The sequence below is a fragment of the Streptomyces nigra genome (genome assembly GCF_003074055.1).
Classification (GTDB): Bacteria; Actinomycetota; Actinomycetes; order Streptomycetales; family Streptomycetaceae; genus Streptomyces; species Streptomyces nigra.
In genome coordinates, this window is sequence record NZ_CP029043.1 from 4,467,943 (window position 1) to 4,486,697 (window position 18,755).

Below are 18,755 nucleotides of genomic sequence, written 5' to 3' on the forward strand. Positions count from 1 at the left end.
GCATTCAGACACGTAAGAAACTGAAGGGACAACCATGGAAGCCAGGGCCCAGGCGCGGTACATCCGCGTCACGCCCATGAAGGCCCGCCGCGTGGTGGACCTCATCCGTGGCATGGACGCCACGGAGGCCCAGGCTGTTCTGCGATTCGCTCCGCAGGCAGCCTCCGTGCCGGTCGGCAAGGTGCTCGACAGCGCCATTGCCAACGCCGCGCACAACTACGACCACACGGACGCCTCCTCGCTGTTCATCAGCGAGGCGTACGTCGACGAGGGCCCGACCCTGAAGCGGTTCCGGCCGCGCGCCCAGGGCCGTGCCTACCGGATCCGCAAGCGGACCAGCCACATCACCGTGGTCGTCGCCAGCAAGGAAGGAACCCGGTAATGGGCCAGAAGGTTAACCCGCATGGGTTCCGGCTCGGTGTCACCACGGACTTCAAGTCCCGGTGGTACGCCGACAAGCTGTACAAGGACTACGTCAAGGAAGACGTCGCCATCCGTCGGATGATGACGTCCGGCATGGAGCGCGCCGGTATCTCGAAGGTGGAGATCGAGCGCACCCGTGACCGTGTGCGTGTGGACATCCACACCGCTCGCCCGGGCATCGTCATCGGCCGCCGCGGCGCCGAGGCCGACCGCATCCGCGGTGACCTGGAGAAGCTGACCGGCAAGCAGGTCCAGCTGAACATCCTCGAGGTCAAGAACCCGGAGACGGACGCTCAGCTGGTGGCCCAGGCCGTCGCCGAGCAGCTCTCCTCCCGCGTCTCCTTCCGTCGGGCCATGCGCAAGAGCATGCAGTCCGCCATGAAGGCCGGCGCCAAGGGCATCAAGATCCAGTGCGGTGGCCGCCTCGGTGGCGCCGAGATGTCCCGCTCGGAGTTCTACCGCGAGGGCCGCGTGCCCCTGCACACGCTCCGCGCGAACGTGGACTACGGCTTCTTCGAGGCCAAGACGACCTTCGGCCGTATCGGTGTGAAGGTCTGGATCTACAAGGGCGACGTCAAGAACATCGCCGAGGTCCGCGCCGAGAACGCCGCTGCCCGTGCGGGTAACCGCCCGGCGCGCGGCGGTGCCGACCGCCCGGCCCGTGGTGGCCGCGGTGGCGAGCGGCGCGGTCGTAAGCCGCAGCAGGCTGCAGGCGCCGAGGCCCCCAAGGCCGAGGCTCCCGCCGCCGCTCCGGCTGAGAGCACCGGAACGGAGGCCTGACCGTCATGCTGATCCCCCGTAGGGTCAAGCACCGCAAGCAGCACCACCCGAAGCGCAACGGTATGTCCAAGGGTGGAACGCAGGTTGCGTTCGGCGAGTACGGCATCCAGGCGCTGACCCCGGCCTACGTGACGAACCGCCAGATCGAGGCGGCCCGTATCGCGATGACCCGCCACATCAAGCGTGGCGGCAAGGTCTGGATCAACATCTACCCGGACCGTCCCCTCACCAAGAAGCCGGCCGAGACCCGCATGGGTTCCGGTAAGGGTTCGCCGGAGTGGTGGATCGCCAACGTCAAGCCCGGACGCGTCATGTTCGAGCTGTCGTACCCCAACGAGAAGATCGCCCGTGAGGCCCTGACTCGCGCAGCCCACAAGCTGCCGATGAAGTGCCGGATCGTCAAGCGCGAGGCAGGTGAAGCGTGATGTCGGCCGGTACCAAGGCGTCCGAGCTGCGCGAGCTGGGCAACGAGGAGCTTCTCGCGAAGCTCAGCGAGGCCAAGGAAGAGCTGTTCAACCTCCGCTTCCAGGCGGCCACGGGTCAGCTCGAAAACCACGGTCGGCTGAAGGCCGTCCGTAAGGACATCGCGCGGATCTACACCCTGATGCGCGAGCGTGAGCTGGGCATCGAAACGGTGGAGAACGCATGAGCGAGAGCAACGTGACTGAGAACAAGGAAGCTCGCGGTTTCCGCAAGACCCGTGAGGGTCTGGTCGTCAGCGACAAGATGGACAAGACCGTCGTCGTCGCCGTCGAGGACCGTGTCAAGCACGCGCTGTACGGCAAGGTCATCCGCCGTACGAACAAGCTCAAGGCGCACGACGAGCAGAACGCCGCGGGTGTCGGCGACCGCGTCCTCCTCATGGAGACCCGGCCGCTGTCCGCCACGAAGCGCTGGCGCGTCGTCGAGATCCTCGAGAAGGCCAAGTAATTCCTGCGGGGCAAACCCGGCAGGTCAGTTCCGCCAGGCTCCGGGAGCCGCTCGCCGAGCGGCTCCCGGGGAACCGGCAGACAAACAGGAGATAGACGTGATCCAGCAGGAGTCGCGACTGCGTGTCGCCGACAACACTGGTGCGAAGGAGATCCTTTGCATCCGTGTGCTCGGTGGCTCCGGTCGCCGCTACGCGGGCATCGGTGACGTCATCGTCGCCACCGTCAAGGACGCGATCCCCGGTGGCAACGTGAAGAAGGGTGACGTCGTCAAGGCGGTCATCGTTCGCACCGTCAAGGAGCGCCGCCGTCCGGACGGCTCGTACATCCGCTTCGACGAGAACGCCGCCGTCATTCTGAAGAACGACGGCGACCCTCGCGGCACCCGTATCTTCGGCCCGGTCGGCCGTGAGCTGCGCGAGAAGAAGTTCATGAAGATCATCTCGCTCGCGCCGGAGGTGCTGTAAGCATGAAGATCAAGAAGGGCGACCTGGTCCAGGTCATCACCGGTAAGGACAAGGGCAAGCAGGGCAAGGTCATCGCGGCCTTCCCCCGCGAGGACCGTGTCCTGGTCGAGGGTGTCAACCGGGTCAAGAAGCACACCAAGGCCGGCCCGACCGCTCGCGGTTCCCAGGCCGGCGGCATCGTGACCACCGAGGCCCCGATCCACGTCTCCAACGTCCAGCTGGTCGTGGAGAAGGACGGCAACAAGGTCGTCACGCGCGTCGGTTACCGCTTCGACGACGAGGGCAACAAGATCCGCGTTGCCAAGCGGACGGGTGAGGACATCTGATGGCTACCACCACCACTCCGCGTCTCAAGACGAAGTACCGCGAGGAGATCGCGGGCAAGCTGCGTGACGAGTTCAAGTACGAGAACGTCATGCAGATCCCCGGCCTCGTCAAGATCGTGGTCAACATGGGTGTCGGTGACGCCGCCCGTGACTCGAAGCTGATCGAGGGCGCGATCCGCGACCTGACCACCATCACCGGTCAGAAGCCGGCCGTCACCAAGGCCCGCAAGTCCATCGCGCAGTTCAAGCTGCGTGAGGGCCAGCCGATCGGTGCCCACGTCACGCTCCGTGGCGACCGCATGTGGGAGTTCCTGGACCGCACCCTGTCGCTCGCGCTGCCGCGCATCCGCGACTTCCGTGGTCTGTCCCCCAAGCAGTTCGACGGCCGTGGCAACTACACCTTCGGTCTCACGGAGCAGGTCATGTTCCACGAGATCGACCAGGACAAGATCGACCGCGTCCGGGGTATGGACATCACCGTGGTCACCACGGCGACCAACGACGCTGAGGGCCGCGCGCTCCTTCGTCACCTCGGCTTCCCCTTCAAGGAGGCGTGAGCGAGATGGCGAAGAAGGCTCTGATCGCTAAGGCTGCTCGCAAGCCCAAGTTCGGTGTGCGTGGCTACACCCGCTGCCAGCGCTGTGGCCGCCCGCACTCCGTGTACCGCAAGTTCGGCCTGTGCCGCGTGTGCCTTCGTGAGATGGCTCACCGTGGCGAGCTGCCGGGCGTGACCAAGAGCTCCTGGTAATCCCGACTTTCAGGGATAACCAAGGCTCTCGGTAAGCAGACAGGGCGGCAGGACGCCCAGCCCGCATGCCTTAGGCTTGTGGGGTTGGGCGCCTGCTGCCGCCCTTACGACTTACTACGCCGTAGGTCCACCGCGCCGCACCCGTCCCGTCTCGGATCGGGGAGAGGGATGGCGCACCAGGAAACCCCGGCGAGAGAGGCCGAAGGCCAATTCATGACCATGACTGATCCGATCGCAGACATGCTTACGCGTCTGCGGAACGCGAACTCGGCGTACCACGACACCGTGGCGATGCCGCACTCGAAGATCAAGTCGCACATCGCGGAGATCCTCCAGCAGGAGGGCTTCATCACGGGCTGGAAGGTCGAGGACGCCGAGGTCGGCAAGAGCCTCGTTCTCGAGCTGAAGTTCGGCCCGAACCGTGAGCGCTCCATCGCGGGCATCAAGCGGATCTCCAAGCCCGGTCTCCGGGTGTACGCGAAGTCCACCAACCTGCCGAAGGTGCTCGGCGGCCTGGGCGTGGCGATCATCTCCACGTCGCACGGTCTCCTCACCGACAAGCAGGCCGGCAAGAAGGGCGTGGGTGGGGAAGTCCTCGCCTACGTCTGGTAGCAGAAGGGAACGGAGGAAACAGCTATGTCGCGCATCGGCAAGCTCCCCATCGCGGTTCCCGCCGGCGTGGACGTCACCATCGACGGCCGTACGGTCAAGGTCAAGGGCCCCAAGGGCGAGCTGACCCACACCGTCTCGGCGCCGATCGAGGTCGCCAAGGGCGAAGACGGCACCCTCTCGGTGACCCGCCCGAACGACGAGCGTCAGAACAAGGCCCTGCACGGCCTGTCCCGCACGCTGGTGGCGAACATGATCACCGGCGTGACCCAGGGTTACGTGAAGAAGCTCGAGATCAGCGGTGTCGGTTACCGCGTGCAGGCCAAGGGTTCGAACCTGGAGTTCGCTCTCGGCTACAGCCACCCGATCACTGTCGAGGCCCCCGAAGGCATCACCTTCAAGGTCGAGGCGCCCACGCGCTTCTCGGTCGAGGGCATCGACAAGCAGAAGGTCGGCGAGGTCGCGGCCAACATCCGCAAGCTGCGCAAGCCCGACCCGTACAAGGCCAAGGGCGTCAAGTACGAGGGCGAAGTCATCCGCCGCAAGGTCGGAAAGGCGGGTAAGTAAGCCATGGCATACGGACAGAAGATCCTCAAGGGCGACGCCTACAAGCGCGCCGCGATCAAGCGCCGCCACATCCGGATCCGTAAGCACATCAACGGAACGGCGGAGCGTCCGCGTCTGGTCGTTACCCGCTCGAACCGCCACATCGTGGCCCAGGTCATCGACGACATCAAGGGTCACACCCTGGCGTCGGCGTCCACCCTGGACACCACGATCCGCGGTGGCGAGGGCGACAAGTCCGCGCAGGCCAAGCAGGTCGGCGCCCTGGTCGCCGAGCGCGCCAAGGCCGCCGGCGTCGAGGCTGTCGTGTTCGACCGTGGTGGCAACCAGTACGCCGGGCGCATCGCCGCCCTGGCGGACGCCGCCCGCGAGGCCGGACTCAAGTTCTGAGTCGGTTCCGTAGCTAGCGGAAACAGAGAGAGGTAATTCCAATGGCTGGACCCCAGCGCCGCGGTGGCGGTGCCGGTGGCGGCGAGCGGCGGGACCGGAAGGGTCGCGACGGTGGCAACGCCGCCGCCGAGAAGACCGCGTACGTTGAGCGCGTTGTCGCGATCAACCGCGTCGCCAAGGTTGTGAAGGGTGGTCGTCGCTTCAGCTTCACCGCGCTGGTCGTGGTGGGCGACGGTGACGGCACCGTGGGTGTCGGTTACGGCAAGGCCAAGGAGGTGCCGGCCGCCATCGCCAAGGGTGTTGAGGAGGCCAAGAAGCACTTCTTCAAGGTCCCCCGTATCCAGGGCACCATCCCGCACCCCATCCAGGGTGAGAAGGCTGCCGGCGTCGTGCTGCTCAAGCCCGCGTCGCCCGGTACCGGTGTTATCGCCGGTGGCCCGGTGCGTGCCGTGCTCGAGTGCGCCGGTATCCACGACGTGCTGTCGAAGTCGCTCGGCTCCGACAACGCGATCAACATCGTGCACGCGACCGTGGAGGCCCTGAAGGGCCTGCAGCGTCCCGAGGAGATCGCGGCCCGCCGTGGTCTGCCGCTCGAGGACGTCGCCCCCGCGGCTCTGCTGCGTGCGCGTGCCGGGGCGGGTGCGTAATCATGGCGCAGCTGAAGATTACGCAGGTCAAGTCCTACATCGGCAGCAAGCAGAACCACCGCGACACCCTGCGGTCCCTTGGTCTCAAGGGCATCAACACGCAGGTCGTCAAGGAGGATCGTCCCGAGTTCCGCGGCATGGTGCACACCGTCCGCCACCTCGTGACGGTCGAGGAGGTCGACTGATCATGGCGGAGAACAACCCGCTGAAGATCCACAACCTCCGTCCCGCCCCGGGCGCCAAGACCGCGAAGACCCGTGTCGGTCGTGGTGAGGCGTCGAAGGGTAAGACGGCCGGTCGTGGTACCAAGGGCACCAAGGCCCGTTACCAGGTTCCGGAGCGCTTCGAGGGTGGCCAGATGCCCCTCCACATGCGTCTCCCGAAGCTCAAGGGCTTCAAGAACCCGTTCAAGACCGAGTACCAGGTCGTCAACCTGGACAAGCTCGCCTCCCTCTACCCCGAGGGCGGCGAGGTCACGGTCGCGGACCTGGTCGAGAAGGGTGCCGTTCGCAAGAACAGCCTCGTCAAGGTGCTCGGCCAGGGCGAGATCTCCGTGGCGCTGCAGGTGACGGTCGACGCCGTCTCCGGCTCCGCCAAGGAGAAGATCACCGCCGCCGGCGGCAGCGTCACCGAGCTCGTCTGATTGCATCAGGCGTCTCGATGACTTGAGCGATCCCGACCGGGGATACCCCACAAATGGGGTATCCCCGGTTGGTCGTTCCTAGGGGGGCGGTCTCGCCGGTAAGGTGGCCTGCACTGCCCACTTTCACCGGGTGCTCCAATGGGGCACTCTGAGCGGCAGTTGACCGTTAGCTAAGTCGTTCCCTATCAGTCGAACCTCAGACCGTCACCCTTGACGCAGTTGCGCGGGGGTCGCAGGAGGCACCGTGCTCACCGCGTTCGCCCGGGCGTTCAAGACGCCCGACCTGCGCAAGAAGCTGCTCTTCACGCTCGGCATCATCGTGATCTACCGGATCGGTACACACATCCCGATCCCCGGCGTCGACTACCGGGCCGTTCAGGTCTGTATCGACCAGGCGAGCACGAACCAGGGCATCTTCGGCCTGGTCAACATGTTCAGCGGCGGAGCGCTGCTGCAGATCACGATCTTCGCGCTCGGCATCATGCCGTACATCACGGCGAGCATCATCCTGCAGCTGCTGACCGTCGTGATCCCGCGTCTGGAGGCCCTGAAGAAGGAGGGTCAGGCGGGTACGGCGAAGATCACGCAGTACACCCGTTACCTCACGGTCGCGCTCGCCATCCTCCAGGGCACCGGCCTCGTCGCGACGGCCCGCAGCGGCTCGCTGTTCCCGCAGTGCGCGGTGGCCGGCCAGATCGTCCCGGACCGCTCGATCTTCACCACCATCACGATGGTCATCACCATGACCGCCGGTACGGCCGTCGTCATGTGGCTCGGTGAGCTCATCACCGACCGCGGCATCGGCAACGGCATGTCGATCCTGATGTTCATCTCGATCGCCGCGACCTTCCCCGCCTCGCTGTGGGCCATCAAGGAGCAGGGCGACCTCGCGGGCGGCTGGATCGAGTTCGGCACCGTGATGCTCGTCGGCTTCGTCATGGTCGGCCTGGTGGTCTTCGTGGAGCAGGCTCAGCGCAGGATCCCCGTCCAGTACGCCAAGCGCATGATCGGACGCCGCTCCTACGGCGGCACGTCCACGTACATCCCGCTCAAGGTGAACCAGGCCGGTGTGATCCCGGTCATCTTCGCCTCGTCGCTGCTCTACATCCCGGCGCTCATCGCGCAGTTCTCCAGCGGGACCGCGGACTGGAAGGTCTGGGTCGAGAAGAACCTGGCCGAGCCCAACGCCCCGATCCACGTCACTTTGTACTTCCTGCTGATCGTCTTCTTCGCCTTCTTCTACGTCGCCATCTCCTTCAACCCCGAAGAAGTCGCCGACAACATGAAGAAGTATGGTGGCTTCATCCCGGGCATCCGGGCTGGCCGACCGACCGCTGAGTACCTGAGCTACGTACTCAACCGGATCACCTGGCCGGGTTCGCTGTACTTGGGCCTGATCGCTCTCGTGCCGACAATGGCGTTGGCTGGTTTTGGGGCAAACCAGAACTTCGTGTTCGGCGGGACCAGCATCCTGATCATCGTGGGTGTGGGACTCGAGACCGTGAAGCAGATCGAGAGCCAGCTCCAGCAGCGCAATTACGAAGGGTTCCTCCGCTGATGCGAATCGTCCTCGTCGGGCCGCCGGGTGCCGGGAAGGGAACGCAGGCCGCGTTCCTGGCCAACAACCTGTCGATCCCGCACATCTCCACGGGCGACCTGTTCCGCGCCAACATCAGCCAGCAGACGGACCTCGGCAAGCTCGCGAAGTCCTACATGGACGCGGGCAACCTGGTGCCGGACGAGGTCACCATCGGGATGGCCAAGGACCGCATGGAGCAGCCGGACGCCGAGCACGGCTTCCTGCTCGACGGCTTCCCGCGCAATGTGTCGCAGGCCGAGGCGCTCGACGAGATGCTCAGCGCCGCGGGTATGAAGCTCGACGCGGTGCTGGATCTCGAGGTCCCCGAGGACGAGGTCGTCAAGCGGATCGCCGGGCGGCGGGTCTGCCGCAAGGACTCCAGCCACGTCTTCCACGTGACGTACAGCCCGCCGAAGCAGGAGGGCGTCTGCGACGTCTGTGGCGGCGAGCTGTACCAGCGGGACGACGACTCGGAGGAGACGGTCCGCAAGCGGCTCGAGGTCTACCACACGCAGACCGAGCCGATCATCGACTACTACAAGGCGCAGGGTCTGGTCGTGACCATCTCCGCGCTCGGCAAGGTCGAGGACGTCACGGCGCGCGCCATGCAGGCGCTGCAGCGCGACAAGGCCGGGCAGCAGTAGTTCGGTCTCCACACGTGGAAGCCCCCGTCGCTCACCGGCAGCGACGGGGGCTTTTCCGTGCGTTCGCGCGTGAGCGTATCCTGGGGTGCCGCTATAGACGCTGTTCAGGAGGCGCAACCCGGCATGGTGCAGATCAAGAACCCCGAGCAGATCGCCAAGATGCGGCAGGCGGGGCTCGTCGTCGCCGCCATCCACGCCGCCACGCGGGAGGCCGCGGTGCCGGGGGCCAGCACCAAGGACCTGGACGAGGTCGCGCGCAAGGTGCTCGCCGAGCACGGCGCCAAGTCGAACTTCCTGGGTTACGGCGGCTTCCCCGCGACGATCTGCACGTCCGTGAACGACGTCGTCGTCCACGGCATCCCGTCGGAGGAGGTCGTCCTCAAGGACGGCGACATCATCTCCATCGACTGCGGCGCCATCGTCGACGGCTGGCACGGCGACGCCGCCTACACGGCCTTCGTGGGTTCCGGGCACGCCCCCGAGCTGGTCGAGCTCTCCCGGGTGACCGAGGAGTCGATGTGGGCGGGCATCGCCGCCATGAAGCTCGGGAACCGCCTCGTGGACATCTCCCGTGCCATCGAGACGTACATCCGCCGCCAGCCCAAGCCGGGCGGCGGCCGCTACGGGATCATCGAGGACTACGGCGGCCACGGCATCGGCACCGAGATGCACATGGACCCGCATCTGCTGAACTACGTGGAGCGCCGGCGGGGCAAGGGCCCCAAGCTGGTCCCCGGCTTCTGCCTGGCCATCGAGCCGATGGTGTCGCTCGGCACGCCGAAGACCGAGGTCCTCGAGGACGACTGGACGGTCATCACGACCGACGGCACCTGGTCCTCCCACTGGGAGCACTCGGTCGCGCTCACCGAGCAGGGCCCTCTGGTCCTCACGGCCCCCGACGGTGGCAAGGCCAAGCTGGCCGAGCTCGGCGTGACTGCTGCTCCCGATCCGCTTGCGTAAGGATCACTCGCGTGGGGCAGACTTCCCCGATTCGTCTTTCCGGGTGCGCTGACGTAGACTGACTCGTCGGCTCTTGTGTACCCGCATGTCCGCATGCGCCTGTATCTCACCGAGACAGGAAAAGTGCACGGGTCGATCAAGGTAGTCGATTCCGAAGGGCGAAGCGTGGCCAAGAAGCAAGGTGCCATCGAGATCGAGGGCACTGTCGTCGAGTCTCTGCCGAACGCCATGTTCAAGGTCGAGCTCCAGAACGGCCACCAGGTCCTGGCACACATCAGCGGCAAGATGCGTATGCACTACATCCGCATCCTCCCTGACGACCGGGTCGTGGTGGAGTTGTCTCCGTACGACCTCACGCGTGGCCGGATCGTCTACCGCTACAAGTAGATCTTGCCCGGGCCCCGGTCTTGCCGGGGCGTTGGCACTGACCCGGAGAACCTCACCCCATGAAGGTCAAGCCGAGCGTCAAGAAGATCTGCGACAAGTGCAGGGTGATCCGCCGTCACGGCCGGGTCATGGTCATCTGCGACAACCCGCGCCACAAGCAGCGCCAGGGCTGACGCACGACCTCACCCCTCTGCACCGCTATCGCAGAGATTCGCGCGACGCGAGCTGAATTTGTTCATACGCAGGACCCGGGCGAGCGATCGCCTGACACCCCCGGTTCGGAGGCCGGGGACCCAGTTCGTACCTGGTACGGCGGCTGGGAGCCGGTTCTGTGGAAGACCTCCGACAACCAACTGGAGCCATTGAATGGCACGCGTTTCCGGTGTTGACATCCCGCGCGAAAAGCGCGTGGAGATCGCCCTCACCTACGTGTTCGGCATCGGCCGGACCCTTTCGCAGCAGACGCTGGCCGCGACCGGCGTCGACCCGAACACCCGCGTCCGCGACCTCTCCGAGGAGCAGCTCGTCGCGATCCGCGAGTACGTCGACAACAACATCAAGACCGAGGGTGACCTCCGTCGCGAGATCCAGGCCGACATCCGCCGCAAGGTCGAGATCGGCACCTACCAGGGTCTGCGTCACCGTCGCGGCCTGCCCGTCCGCGGTCAGCGCACCAGCACCAACGCGCGTACCCGCAAGGGCCCGCGTCGCGCCATCGCCGGCAAGAAGAAGCCGGGCAAGAAGTAGTCCTCAGCGGACTTCGCAGTCCAGCGGTCTTCGCTGTAGGACCGACCACCTCCCGTAGGAGTACAGATGCCCCCAAGGGTCGTCAGGGCGCTGCCAAGAAGGTGCGCCGCAAGGAAAAGAAGAACGTCGCTCACGGCCACGCGCACATCAAGAGCACGTTCAACAACACGATCGTCTCCATCACGGACCCGTCGGGCAACGTGATCTCCTGGGCCTCCGCCGGCCACGTCGGCTTCAAGGGCTCCCGGAAGTCCACGCCGTTCGCCGCGCAGATGGCCGCCGAGTCGGCTGCCCGCCGCGCTCAGGAGCACGGCATGCGCAAGGTCGACGTGTTCGTCAAGGGCCCGGGTTCCGGTCGTGAGACCGCGATCCGCTCCCTGCAGGCCACGGGCCTCGAGGTCGGCTCCATCCAGGACGTCACCCCGACCCCGCACAACGGCTGCCGTCCGCCGAAGCGCCGTCGCGTCTGACGCACGCTTCACCGGGCTTTTCGGGCGGTACGGCTCTTCGGGGCCGTATCGCCCGTACCCTTGCAGTACCCGTCCCTCTTGCCGGGGGCGGTCTCCGTCGGACGTCAAATAGCGGGCGTCCACGAAAGAAGGATCTGATCCACACATGCTGATCGCTCAGCGTCCCTCGTTGACCGAAGAGGTCGTCGACGAATTCCGCTCCCGGTTCGTGATCGAGCCGCTGGAGCCGGGCTTCGGCTACACCCTCGGCAACTCCCTCCGCCGCACCCTCCTGTCGTCGATCCCCGGTGCCGCTGTCACCAGCATCCGCATCGACGGCGTCCTGCACGAGTTCACCACCGTGCCGGGCGTCAAGGAGGACGTCACCGACCTGATCCTCAACATCAAGCAGCTGGTCGTCTCCTCGGAGCACGACGAGCCGGTCGTGATGTACCTGCGCAAGCAGGGCCCGGGTCTGGTCACCGCCGCCGACATCGCGCCCCCGGCCGGTGTCGAGGTGCACAACCCCGACCTCGTCCTCGCCACGCTCAACGGCAAGGGCAAGCTGGAGATGGAGCTGACGGTCGAGCGCGGCCGCGGTTACGTCTCCGCCGTGCAGAACAAGCAGGTGGGCCAGGAGATCGGCCGTATCCCGGTCGACTCGATCTACTCGCCGGTGCTGAAGGTCACGTACAAGGTCGAGGCCACGCGTGTCGAGCAGCGGACCGACTTCGACAAGCTGATCGTCGACGTCGAGACCAAGCAGGCGATGCGTCCCCGTGACGCCATGGCCTCCGCCGGCAAGACCCTGGTCGAGCTGTTCGGTCTCGCCCGCGAGCTGAACATCGACGCCGAGGGCATCGACATGGGTCCGTCCCCGACGGACGCCGCGCTCGCCGCCGATCTGGCGCTGCCGATCGAGGAGCTGGAGCTCACCGTTCGGTCGTACAACTGCCTCAAGCGCGAGGGCATCCACTCCGTGGGTGAGCTGGTCGCCCGCTCCGAGGCGGACCTGCTGGACATCCGCAACTTCGGTGCGAAGTCCATCGACGAGGTCAAGGCCAAGCTGGCGGGCATGGGCCTGGCGCTCAAGGACTCGCCTCCCGGGTTCGACCCCACCGCTGCCGCGGACGCCTTCGGGGCGGACGACGACGCGGACGCGGGCTTTGTGGAGACCGAGCAGTACTAGGAGCTCGGGCCTTCCGGTCCGTACTCGGGTGCGGGTGCGCTGTGGTTTCTCGCGCAGTTCCCCGCGCCCCTTCCGGGCACGGCCCCTTGCGGGGCCTGTGCCCGGATCTCCGACAGGCGACCGCCTGCTCGGATACTGACCTCGGTACCTGATACGGCCGGGGCAGACACACAGGAGAAAGAACATGCCGAAGCCCACCAAGGGTGCCCGTCTGGGCGGCAGCGCCGCGCACGAGAAGCTCCTCCTCGCGAACCTGGCGAAGAGCCTCTTCGAGCACGGCCGGATCACCACCACCGAGGCGAAGGCCCGCCGTCTGCGGCCGTACGCCGAGCGTCTGATCACCAAGGCGAAGAAGGGCGACCTTCACAACCGCCGTCAGGTGCTCCAGGTCATCACGGACAAGGGCATCGTCCACACGCTCTTCACCGAGATCGGCCCGCGGTACGAGAACCGCCCGGGTGGCTACACCCGGATCACCAAGGTCGGTAACCGCCGTGGCGACAACGCGCCCATGGCTGTCATCGAGCTGGTCGAGGCGCTGACGGTCGCCCAGGAGGCCACCGGTGAGGCCGAGGCCGCCACCAAGCGTGCCGCCAAGGACGCCGAGGCCACCGAGGCCACGGTCGACACGACCAAGGCCGACGAGGCTCCCGCCGAGGAGTCGAAGGACGCCTAGTCCGGGCTGTTCGATCGCGGGTCCGTCCCTTCCGGGGGGCGGGCCCGCTTTCGTTTCGCTGAGAGGATCTACGGGTGAGTGACGAAGTGGAACCCGGGTACGTACGGCTGCGCCTCGATCTGTCGTACGACGGCACCGAGTTCTCCGGGTGGGCCAAGCAGGCCGGCGGGCGGCGGACCGTCCAGGGGGAGATCGAGGACGCGCTGCGGACCGTCACACGGTCCGGGGACACCACGTACGAGCTGACCGTGGCGGGGCGGACGGACGCCGGGGTGCACGCGCGCGGGCAGGTCGCGCACGTGGATCTACCGCGCGCGGTGTGGGCCGAGCACAGCGAGAAGCTGCTCAAGCGGCTCGCCGGGCGGCTGCCCAGGGATGTGCGCGTGTGGGCGCTGCGCGAGGCGCCGGCCGGGTTCAACGCCCGGTTCTCGGCGGTGTGGCGGCGGTACGCCTATCGCGTGACCGACAACCCCGGGGGCGTCGATCCGCTGCTGCGCAACCACGTCCTGTGGCACGACTGGCCGCTCGACGTGGACGCCATGAACGAGGCGGCGCGGCGGCTCCTCGGGGAGCACGACTTCGCGGCGTACTGCAAGAAGCGCGAGGGCGCGACGACCATCCGCACGCTCCAGGAGCTGAGCCTGGTGCGCGGCGACGACGGGATCATCACGGCGACCGTGCGGGCGGACGCCTTCTGCCACAACATGGTGCGCTCGCTGATCGGCGCGCTGCTGTTCGTGGGGGACGGGCACCGCCCGCCCGACTGGCCGGGCAAGGTGCTGGCGGCCGGTGTCCGGGACTCCGCCGTGCACGTCGTACGGCCGCACGGGCTGACCCTCGAGGAGGTCGGCTACCCCGCGGACGAGCTGCTCGCCGCGCGGAACAAGGAGGCGCGCAACAAGCGGACGCTGCCCGGGGCCGGCTGCTGCTGAGCTCAGTCCCGGGCCCAGGTGGCCAGGGTGTCGGCGAGGGCGTCCGCGGTGTCGTCGGCGCCGCGGCCGTCGCCGCGGGCCGTCGAGGACAGCTCCACGTGCAGGAACGGGGCGTGCCGGCGCTCGGCCGACCTGCCCTGCACATTGGTCGTGCCCTCCAGCGGGCAGCGGTCGGACCAGCCCCGGCAGACCCGCAGGCCGTCGGCCTCCAGACGGTCGGCCAGGGCGGTGGCCTCGGCGGGCGCGCTCTGGGCGGCGCCGCCGGACACGATGGCCCGGTAGGGGCGCTCGGAGTTGCGGGTGAAGCCGTGCAGCTGGAGGCCGGGCACCCCGCGCTTCTGCAGCTCCTCGACGACCGTGTGGAAGGCGCTGTCCTCGCGGTGGGCGACGTCGGCGGCGCCGGAGCGCCCTGCCTTGCGGTGCGCGCCGGCCAGGACCAGTGAGCCGGACGGGGTGCCCTCCAGCAGCCGTACGCCCAGCTCCTCGGTGTCGCGGTCGGAGACCGGGTGGGGCACCTGGACGTTCCAGCGCTGGACGGAGTCGGCGTTCAGGTAGAGCCGGCCCCAGGTCGCCGCGTCGGAGTCGGGCTCGGTGGCGGCTATCTCGTCGTAGCGGCGGCCGGAGTCGGTGTCGGTGAGGCGGGTGACGGCGAGGCCGAGGGGGTCGAGCACGTGCGCGGCTTCGGCGGCGTCGCCGTCGAGCAGGTGTCCCACGCCCTCGGCGAGCCGCTCGCGCTCGTCGTCGTCCGGCGCGGAGTAGTCGCCGTCGGCCGTGAGGTCCGCGGTGTAGTCGAGGATGCGGCTGCGCAGATCGACGAGTTCACGGGCCCGCGGAGCGGACTGTTCCGGGCCCTCGGACGACGTCGTGTCGCAGGCGGCCAATGCGACGGTCAAAACCACCGGGGCAAGAATGCGAGTGAAACGTGATGTTTTTGTGACGAACGAGCGTGATCGAGATGTGAGTGGCATGTGAGTATGTCGCGGTGACATTCCGTAAGTCTCTCCGTATAGGTCGCTCGGTGGCGGTTCTGGGGGCTTTGGCGGGCCTCGTGGCCGCCTGTACCTCCTCCGAGCCGTCCGGTACCCAGGTGAAGCCGGGTGGCCGCTCGTTCACCGTCGCCGCCGCGGGTGATGTGCTCATCCACCCCGAGCTGGTCGACCAGGCGGCCAAGGACGCCGAGAGGACCGGGGAGGGGCAGGCCGGGCTGGACTTCGGACCGCTCATGGCGGGCGTGAAGCCCGTCATCAGCAAGGCCGACCTGGCCATCTGTCACATGGAGACGCCGGTCGGCACCCCCAAGGGACCCTTCGAGGGGTACCCCGAGTTCCTGGTCCCGCCGCAGATCCTCACGACCCTCAAGGACGTGGGGTACGACACCTGCTCGACGGCCTCCAATCACACCTTCGACCATGGCCTGAAGGCCGTGAAGCGCACGCTGGACGCCATGGACAAGGTGGGCCTCGGCCACACCGGGTCCGCGCGGACGCCGAAGGAAGCAGAGCAGATCAACATCCGGGACGTCAACGGCGTCAAGGTCGCTCACCTGGCGTTCTCGTGGGAGTCGTTCCTCAACCCGACGCCCGAGAAGCAGCAGTGGGCGTTCAACCGGCTCAGCACCGACGAGATCAAGAAGGCCGAGGCGCGCGCCCGTAAGAAGGGCGCCGAGGTCGTGATCCTCTCCGTGCACTGGGGTCTGGAGCACTACAACGAGCCGAGCGTGCCGCAGCTGGAGCTGGCCGAGCGGATCACCGAGGAGACCGGGGTCGACCTGGTGATCGGTCACCACGCGCACGTCGTGCAGCCCATCCAGAAGGTCAACGGCACCTGGATCGCCTACAGCCTGGGCAACCAGGTCGCCCGGCACTCCTCGCCGACCGGCCTCACCGAGGAGGGCGCGATCGGCTGGTTCGAGTTCAAGGAGACGACGGACGGCTGGAAGGTCGACGCGCGCTACCGGACCACGCTGGTCGACATCCCGCCGGAGCTGGAGGCGGGGGAGAAGGCCCCGAAGGGCGCGGTCGTCGACCACCGGCTGGTGGACGTCCAGGACGCGCTCGACCACCCCGGCGAGCTGTCCGAGGAGCGGATCGCCCGCTATCGGCTGGCCGCCGACCGGACGCGCGGCTTCCTCTACAACCGGGGCGCACCCGGCGGCGACGGCCTCGAGCCGCTGTCCCTCGGGAAGTGACAAGGGACACAGCAAGCTCTTGGGTGCGGGAGCCCAACCCCCGCGCCTGTCGGAAGTCTTTTAAGGCGACGGCGTCTCCTGCCCGCTTCAGCGGTGGTTGCCACGAGCGCCCGAGTAGTGAAGAGGCGAAGGAAACCACCGGTGACTCCAACAAAAGGCTCCGCGCGTCCAGGACGCGGCGGTCGGCGGCGCATGCGCAGACGCGCCGACATGCCGCTGCTGGGCGGCGTGCGCCCGCCGATCGCGCTGCTGTGCCTGCTGATCGTCGCCCTGGCCGGGCTGACCGCGAAGGTGCTGGGCCCGGCCGGCGAGCCCGTCGTGCCGAAGGCCGTGCTGGGGTCCCAGCAGCACTTCGCGGAGGACGGCGCCATCGCCCTACGCGCGTCGATCGACGAGCGGGTCACCGACCTGAACCGCACCGCGGCCGTGCTGAACGCCGGGAAGTACACGGAGCCGGAGCGGGTCCTGTCGGACCTGAGCAACACGTACCAGAAGTGGACCGGCACCACCGTGCTGGACCTGGAGAGCGGCAAGGTGCTCGCCGCCCGTGGTGAAACGATTCCTCTGGGCTGGCTCGACAAGGACGCGCTCACCGGCGACAACGCCCTGACGCCGCGCATGGTCCGCCTGAAGACCGGCGACGTGCGGCTGATGACCATGGCGCTCCTCGACTGGAAGGACCGCCCGCAGCAGCTCCTCATCGCCTCCAACAGCCTCTCCGTCCCCGCCATCAACCTCGGCCCGTTCCGCTCGATGGCGGTCGTGGCCCGCGGCGGCGAGATCCTCGCCACGGCAGGCTTCGAGCAGGCCGAGGCGCTGAACTCCGACGCCGAGCGCGACGAGCTCACCTTCCTCCAGAAGCAGATGAGCCGCCTCTCCGAGGACGCCGCCGAGGAGACCGAGGAGGACCCGGTCAGCGCCCGCGAGCCCGGTTCCCGCGGCTACCCCGGCGTCAGCGGCACCCTGCTCGGCGACTCCTACAACGGACGGATCGCCACCGCCGGCTACGCCTCCCTCGCCTCCGCCGACCCCGAGCAGCGCAAGAGCGTCGGCGCGGGCCTCGGTCTGACCGTCGTGGCCATGCTCCCCGTGGTGCAGGAGGAGGCCGCCGGGCAGGAACGCGAGCTGTACGGGCTGATCGCGGCCGGTGTGCTCGTGGTCGTCGGCCTGCTCGCGGCCGCCCTGCTCTGGCGGGCCGTGCAGCGGCCCCTGCTCGCCCTCTTCCTGGAGTCCCGCCGGCTCGCCCGCGGCGATCTGACCCGGCCCGTCGCCGTGCCCCGCTGGGGCGAGGCCGCCCGGGTCGGCGCCGCCCTGGAACGGCTGCGCGCGCAGCTGGCCGGCGGGGACGTGGAGCCCTCCACCCAGCGCACCGGCCGCCGCGGCCGGTTCGGGCTGCGGGTGCCGCTCGCCCTGACGGCCTTCCTGCTCCTGCTGTGGTGCGTGCCCGTCGGCCTGCTGCTCAACCGCACGGACGCCTCCGTCAGCGTGCCCAGCACCATGGTCAACGACCAGCGCGACCGCACCGACCTCGTCGCCGACCGGGTCCGCCGGGCGCTGAACGAGGCCCAGGCCGACCTCGCGTCCATGACCCGGCTGATCGACCCGTCCGACGCGGACACCGCCTCGGACGTCCTGTCCGACGCCCTGCGCGAGCACACTCGCTACGGCTCCCTCTACGTCCTCGACCGGGGCGGCGAGGTGATCGCGCGCGCCGGTGACGAGCCGCACGCCGGCTGGGGAGACGACGAGGGGACCAAGGGCGAGGACGCCCCGCTGATCCGGGTGACCGGCGAGGGCGGCAAGAAGCCGGTGATCCAGGCCGCGGCCGCCGTACCGGAGCACAAGGGCATGACGCTCGTCGGCGAGATCCGCGTCGAGTTCCTGAACTCGCTGCTGGCCCGGCCCGGCCTCGGCGAGGTCCGGGTCGTCGACGCGAAGGCCCGGACCATCGGCGCCAGCGACGGCTTCCTCGCCTTCGAGGGGCTGCCCCGGGACTCGCTCACCGACCTCGTGAAGGCCGGCGGTCTCAGGGTCGGCGCCGGACCCGTGGAGAACGGGCTGCTCATCCGCGAGGGCCGCTCGGTCACGGTCGCCGCGGCGGCGCCCTTCTCCGGCGGCGGTGTGGCCTCCGACATCGGCTGGACCGTCGTGAGCTGGCAGAACGCCAAGCACTTCGAGATCGCCGCGTACGAGCGCGAGGACCGCAGCGTGCTCGCCGGGATGCTCGGGCTCGCCCTGATCGTGGTGTGCCTGGGCTGGATCCACCTGGTCGTGGTCCGGCCGCTGCGCGCCCTGGCGAGCAGCGCCGAGAAGCTGGCCGACGGCGACCTCAAGACCGTGCTGTACCCCCGCTACCACGACGAGGTGGGCGCCGTCGTCCGCAGCCTCGAACTGGTCCGCCAGCAGCTGCAGGCTCGCAGGCAGAACCAGGCGCGCCGGAGTGCCGAGCCCCGGCTCGGCGCCGGAGGAAGGTGACCG

General features: G+C 68.0%; 28 protein-coding genes. 27 read left to right on the plus strand and 1 reads right to left on the minus strand.

Translation table 11 applies throughout. The features are described 5' to 3' along the window. The first annotated feature begins 34 nt into the window (after positions 1-34). The 25 genes from rplV to truA all read left to right on the plus strand — a co-directional run bounded on the left by rplV (position 35) and on the right by truA (position 14,089). Positions 35-382 (plus strand): 50S ribosomal protein L22, encoded by a 348-nt coding sequence (gene rplV / locus DC008_RS20825; protein WP_003998827.1) that lies wholly within the window; start codon positions 35-37, stop codon positions 380-382. Further along, positions 382-1,203, plus strand: coding sequence for a 30S ribosomal protein S3 (gene rpsC / locus DC008_RS20830; RefSeq protein WP_014674374.1), 822 nt, complete (start codon positions 382-384; stop codon positions 1,201-1,203). Before rplV ends, rpsC begins: the two co-directional genes overlap by 1 nt. 5 nt (positions 1,204-1,208) lie before the next feature. Further along, positions 1,209-1,628 (plus strand): 50S ribosomal protein L16, encoded by a 420-nt coding sequence (gene rplP / locus DC008_RS20835; protein ID WP_009190136.1) that lies wholly within the window; start codon positions 1,209-1,211, stop codon positions 1,626-1,628. Next, positions 1,628-1,852: a 50S ribosomal protein L29 gene (gene rpmC / locus DC008_RS20840; RefSeq protein ID WP_108708260.1), complete on the plus strand. Its 225-nt coding sequence runs from the start codon at positions 1,628-1,630 to the stop codon at positions 1,850-1,852. The genes rplP and rpmC overlap by 1 nt, the downstream gene beginning before the upstream one ends. Then, positions 1,849-2,133 carry a 30S ribosomal protein S17 gene (gene rpsQ, locus DC008_RS20845; protein ID WP_039656223.1) on the plus strand — a complete coding sequence of 95 codons (285 nt, stop codon included), beginning with the start codon at positions 1,849-1,851 and terminating at the stop codon, positions 2,131-2,133. Before rpmC ends, rpsQ begins: the two co-directional genes overlap by 4 nt. A 97-nt stretch (positions 2,134-2,230) precedes the next feature. After that, entirely contained in the window at positions 2,231-2,599 is a 369-nt protein-coding gene (gene rplN / locus DC008_RS20850; protein WP_003998823.1) for a 50S ribosomal protein L14, read from the plus strand. 2 nt (positions 2,600-2,601) lie between these two features. Beyond that, on the plus strand, positions 2,602-2,925 hold the full coding sequence (gene rplX / locus DC008_RS20855; protein WP_003992365.1) for a 50S ribosomal protein L24: 324 nt from the start codon (positions 2,602-2,604) through the stop codon (positions 2,923-2,925). Continuing rightward, the gene (gene rplE / locus DC008_RS20860) at positions 2,925-3,482 is read left to right on the plus strand and encodes a 50S ribosomal protein L5 (RefSeq protein WP_007494758.1); all 558 of its coding nucleotides are present in this window, start codon (positions 2,925-2,927) and stop codon (positions 3,480-3,482) included. Before rplX ends, rplE begins: the two co-directional genes overlap by 1 nt. A gap of 5 nt (positions 3,483-3,487) precedes the next feature. After that, on the plus strand, positions 3,488-3,673 hold the full coding sequence (locus tag DC008_RS20865) for a type Z 30S ribosomal protein S14 (RefSeq protein WP_003948630.1): 186 nt from the start codon (positions 3,488-3,490) through the stop codon (positions 3,671-3,673). Positions 3,674-3,886: 213 nt separating this feature from the next. Then, on the plus strand, positions 3,887-4,285 hold the full coding sequence (gene rpsH / locus DC008_RS20875; RefSeq protein ID WP_053759511.1) for a 30S ribosomal protein S8: 399 nt from the start codon (positions 3,887-3,889) through the stop codon (positions 4,283-4,285). Between the two features lie 24 nt (positions 4,286-4,309). After that, a complete protein-coding gene (rplF, locus tag DC008_RS20880; RefSeq protein ID WP_055622534.1) occupies positions 4,310-4,849 on the plus strand; it encodes a 50S ribosomal protein L6 in 540 nt (179 codons plus the stop codon). Between the two features lie 3 nt (positions 4,850-4,852). Beyond that, complete coding sequence (gene rplR / locus DC008_RS20885; protein ID WP_055622533.1) at positions 4,853-5,236, plus strand: 50S ribosomal protein L18; 384 nt, start codon at positions 4,853-4,855, stop codon at positions 5,234-5,236. Positions 5,237-5,277: 41 nt separating this feature from the next. Then, the gene (rpsE, locus tag DC008_RS20890) at positions 5,278-5,883 is read left to right on the plus strand and encodes a 30S ribosomal protein S5 (RefSeq protein ID WP_055622532.1); all 606 of its coding nucleotides are present in this window, start codon (positions 5,278-5,280) and stop codon (positions 5,881-5,883) included. A 2-nt stretch (positions 5,884-5,885) separates the two neighbouring features. After that, positions 5,886-6,068, plus strand: coding sequence for a 50S ribosomal protein L30 (rpmD, locus tag DC008_RS20895; protein WP_003974250.1), 183 nt, complete (start codon positions 5,886-5,888; stop codon positions 6,066-6,068). Positions 6,069-6,070: 2 nt separating this feature from the next. Beyond that, entirely contained in the window at positions 6,071-6,526 is a 456-nt protein-coding gene (gene rplO / locus DC008_RS20900; RefSeq protein ID WP_055622531.1) for a 50S ribosomal protein L15, read from the plus strand. Between the two features lie 244 nt (positions 6,527-6,770). After that, on the plus strand, positions 6,771-8,084 hold the full coding sequence (secY, locus tag DC008_RS20905; protein WP_108708261.1) for a preprotein translocase subunit SecY: 1,314 nt from the start codon (positions 6,771-6,773) through the stop codon (positions 8,082-8,084). Continuing rightward, complete coding sequence (locus DC008_RS20910) at positions 8,084-8,749, plus strand: adenylate kinase (RefSeq protein WP_108708262.1); 666 nt, start codon at positions 8,084-8,086, stop codon at positions 8,747-8,749. Before secY ends, DC008_RS20910 begins: the two co-directional genes overlap by 1 nt. A 123-nt stretch (positions 8,750-8,872) precedes the next feature. After that, entirely contained in the window at positions 8,873-9,709 is an 837-nt protein-coding gene (gene map, locus DC008_RS20915; protein WP_108708263.1) for a type I methionyl aminopeptidase, read from the plus strand. A 165-nt stretch (positions 9,710-9,874) separates the two neighbouring features. Continuing rightward, complete coding sequence (gene infA, locus DC008_RS20920; RefSeq protein WP_003948620.1) at positions 9,875-10,096, plus strand: translation initiation factor IF-1; 222 nt, start codon at positions 9,875-9,877, stop codon at positions 10,094-10,096. 59 nt (positions 10,097-10,155) lie between these two features. Then, positions 10,156-10,269 carry a 50S ribosomal protein L36 gene (gene rpmJ / locus DC008_RS20925; protein WP_003974245.1) on the plus strand — a complete coding sequence of 38 codons (114 nt, stop codon included), beginning with the start codon at positions 10,156-10,158 and terminating at the stop codon, positions 10,267-10,269. A gap of 193 nt (positions 10,270-10,462) precedes the next feature. After that, positions 10,463-10,843, plus strand: a complete 381-nt coding sequence (gene rpsM, locus DC008_RS20930) for a 30S ribosomal protein S13 (protein WP_004984507.1) — start codon at positions 10,463-10,465, stop codon at positions 10,841-10,843. Between the two features lie 101 nt (positions 10,844-10,944). After that, a complete protein-coding gene (gene rpsK / locus DC008_RS20935) occupies positions 10,945-11,313 on the plus strand; it encodes a 30S ribosomal protein S11 (protein ID WP_003998807.1) in 369 nt (122 codons plus the stop codon). Between the two features lie 145 nt (positions 11,314-11,458). Continuing rightward, on the plus strand, positions 11,459-12,481 hold the full coding sequence (locus DC008_RS20940) for a DNA-directed RNA polymerase subunit alpha (RefSeq protein WP_003966937.1): 1,023 nt from the start codon (positions 11,459-11,461) through the stop codon (positions 12,479-12,481). A gap of 184 nt (positions 12,482-12,665) precedes the next feature. Beyond that, entirely contained in the window at positions 12,666-13,157 is a 492-nt protein-coding gene (gene rplQ, locus DC008_RS20945; RefSeq protein WP_055622527.1) for a 50S ribosomal protein L17, read from the plus strand. Positions 13,158-13,231: 74 nt separating this feature from the next. Next, a complete protein-coding gene (truA, locus tag DC008_RS20950; protein WP_108708264.1) occupies positions 13,232-14,089 on the plus strand; it encodes a tRNA pseudouridine(38-40) synthase TruA in 858 nt (285 codons plus the stop codon). 2 nt (positions 14,090-14,091) lie between these two features. Here truA and DC008_RS20955 read toward each other — a convergent pair whose 3' ends face one another. After that, positions 14,092-14,988, minus strand: coding sequence for a hypothetical protein (locus DC008_RS20955; RefSeq protein ID WP_374207395.1), 897 nt, complete (start codon positions 14,986-14,988; stop codon positions 14,092-14,094). Between the two features lie 149 nt (positions 14,989-15,137). Here DC008_RS20955 and DC008_RS20960 point away from each other — a divergent pair, with 149 nt between their 5' ends. After that, the gene (locus tag DC008_RS20960; protein ID WP_235073533.1) at positions 15,138-16,277 is read left to right on the plus strand and encodes a CapA family protein; all 1,140 of its coding nucleotides are present in this window, start codon (positions 15,138-15,140) and stop codon (positions 16,275-16,277) included. A 210-nt stretch (positions 16,278-16,487) separates the two neighbouring features. Next, positions 16,488-18,752: a HAMP domain-containing protein gene (locus DC008_RS20965; RefSeq protein WP_108710791.1), complete on the plus strand. Its 2,265-nt coding sequence runs from the start codon at positions 16,488-16,490 to the stop codon at positions 18,750-18,752. Positions 18,753-18,755 lie beyond the last annotated feature (3 nt).

Coding starts and splice junctions, on each gene's coding strand:
- rplV (WP_003998827.1), top strand. CDS start 35: ATGGAAGCCAGGGCCCAGGCGCGGTACATCCGCGTCACGCCCATGAAG.
- rpsC (WP_014674374.1), top strand. CDS start 382: ATGGGCCAGAAGGTTAACCCGCATGGGTTCCGGCTCGGTGTCACCACG.
- rplP (WP_009190136.1), top strand. CDS start 1,209: ATGCTGATCCCCCGTAGGGTCAAGCACCGCAAGCAGCACCACCCGAAG.
- rpmC (WP_108708260.1), top strand. CDS start 1,628: ATGTCGGCCGGTACCAAGGCGTCCGAGCTGCGCGAGCTGGGCAACGAG.
- rpsQ (WP_039656223.1), top strand. CDS start 1,849: ATGAGCGAGAGCAACGTGACTGAGAACAAGGAAGCTCGCGGTTTCCGC.
- rplX (WP_003992365.1), top strand. CDS start 2,602: ATGAAGATCAAGAAGGGCGACCTGGTCCAGGTCATCACCGGTAAGGAC.
- rplE (WP_007494758.1), top strand. CDS start 2,925: ATGGCTACCACCACCACTCCGCGTCTCAAGACGAAGTACCGCGAGGAG.
- DC008_RS20865 (WP_003948630.1), top strand. CDS start 3,488: ATGGCGAAGAAGGCTCTGATCGCTAAGGCTGCTCGCAAGCCCAAGTTC.
- rpsH (WP_053759511.1), top strand. CDS start 3,887: ATGACCATGACTGATCCGATCGCAGACATGCTTACGCGTCTGCGGAAC.
- rplF (WP_055622534.1), top strand. CDS start 4,310: ATGTCGCGCATCGGCAAGCTCCCCATCGCGGTTCCCGCCGGCGTGGAC.
- rplR (WP_055622533.1), top strand. CDS start 4,853: ATGGCATACGGACAGAAGATCCTCAAGGGCGACGCCTACAAGCGCGCC.
- rpsE (WP_055622532.1), top strand. CDS start 5,278: ATGGCTGGACCCCAGCGCCGCGGTGGCGGTGCCGGTGGCGGCGAGCGG.
- rpmD (WP_003974250.1), top strand. CDS start 5,886: ATGGCGCAGCTGAAGATTACGCAGGTCAAGTCCTACATCGGCAGCAAG.
- rplO (WP_055622531.1), top strand. CDS start 6,071: ATGGCGGAGAACAACCCGCTGAAGATCCACAACCTCCGTCCCGCCCCG.
- DC008_RS20910 (WP_108708262.1), top strand. CDS start 8,084: ATGCGAATCGTCCTCGTCGGGCCGCCGGGTGCCGGGAAGGGAACGCAG.
- map (WP_108708263.1), top strand. CDS start 8,873: ATGGTGCAGATCAAGAACCCCGAGCAGATCGCCAAGATGCGGCAGGCG.
- rpmJ (WP_003974245.1), top strand. CDS start 10,156: ATGAAGGTCAAGCCGAGCGTCAAGAAGATCTGCGACAAGTGCAGGGTG.
- rpsM (WP_004984507.1), top strand. CDS start 10,463: ATGGCACGCGTTTCCGGTGTTGACATCCCGCGCGAAAAGCGCGTGGAG.
- DC008_RS20940 (WP_003966937.1), top strand. CDS start 11,459: ATGCTGATCGCTCAGCGTCCCTCGTTGACCGAAGAGGTCGTCGACGAA.
- rplQ (WP_055622527.1), top strand. CDS start 12,666: ATGCCGAAGCCCACCAAGGGTGCCCGTCTGGGCGGCAGCGCCGCGCAC.
- DC008_RS20965 (WP_108710791.1), top strand. CDS start 16,488: ATGCCGCTGCTGGGCGGCGTGCGCCCGCCGATCGCGCTGCTGTGCCTG.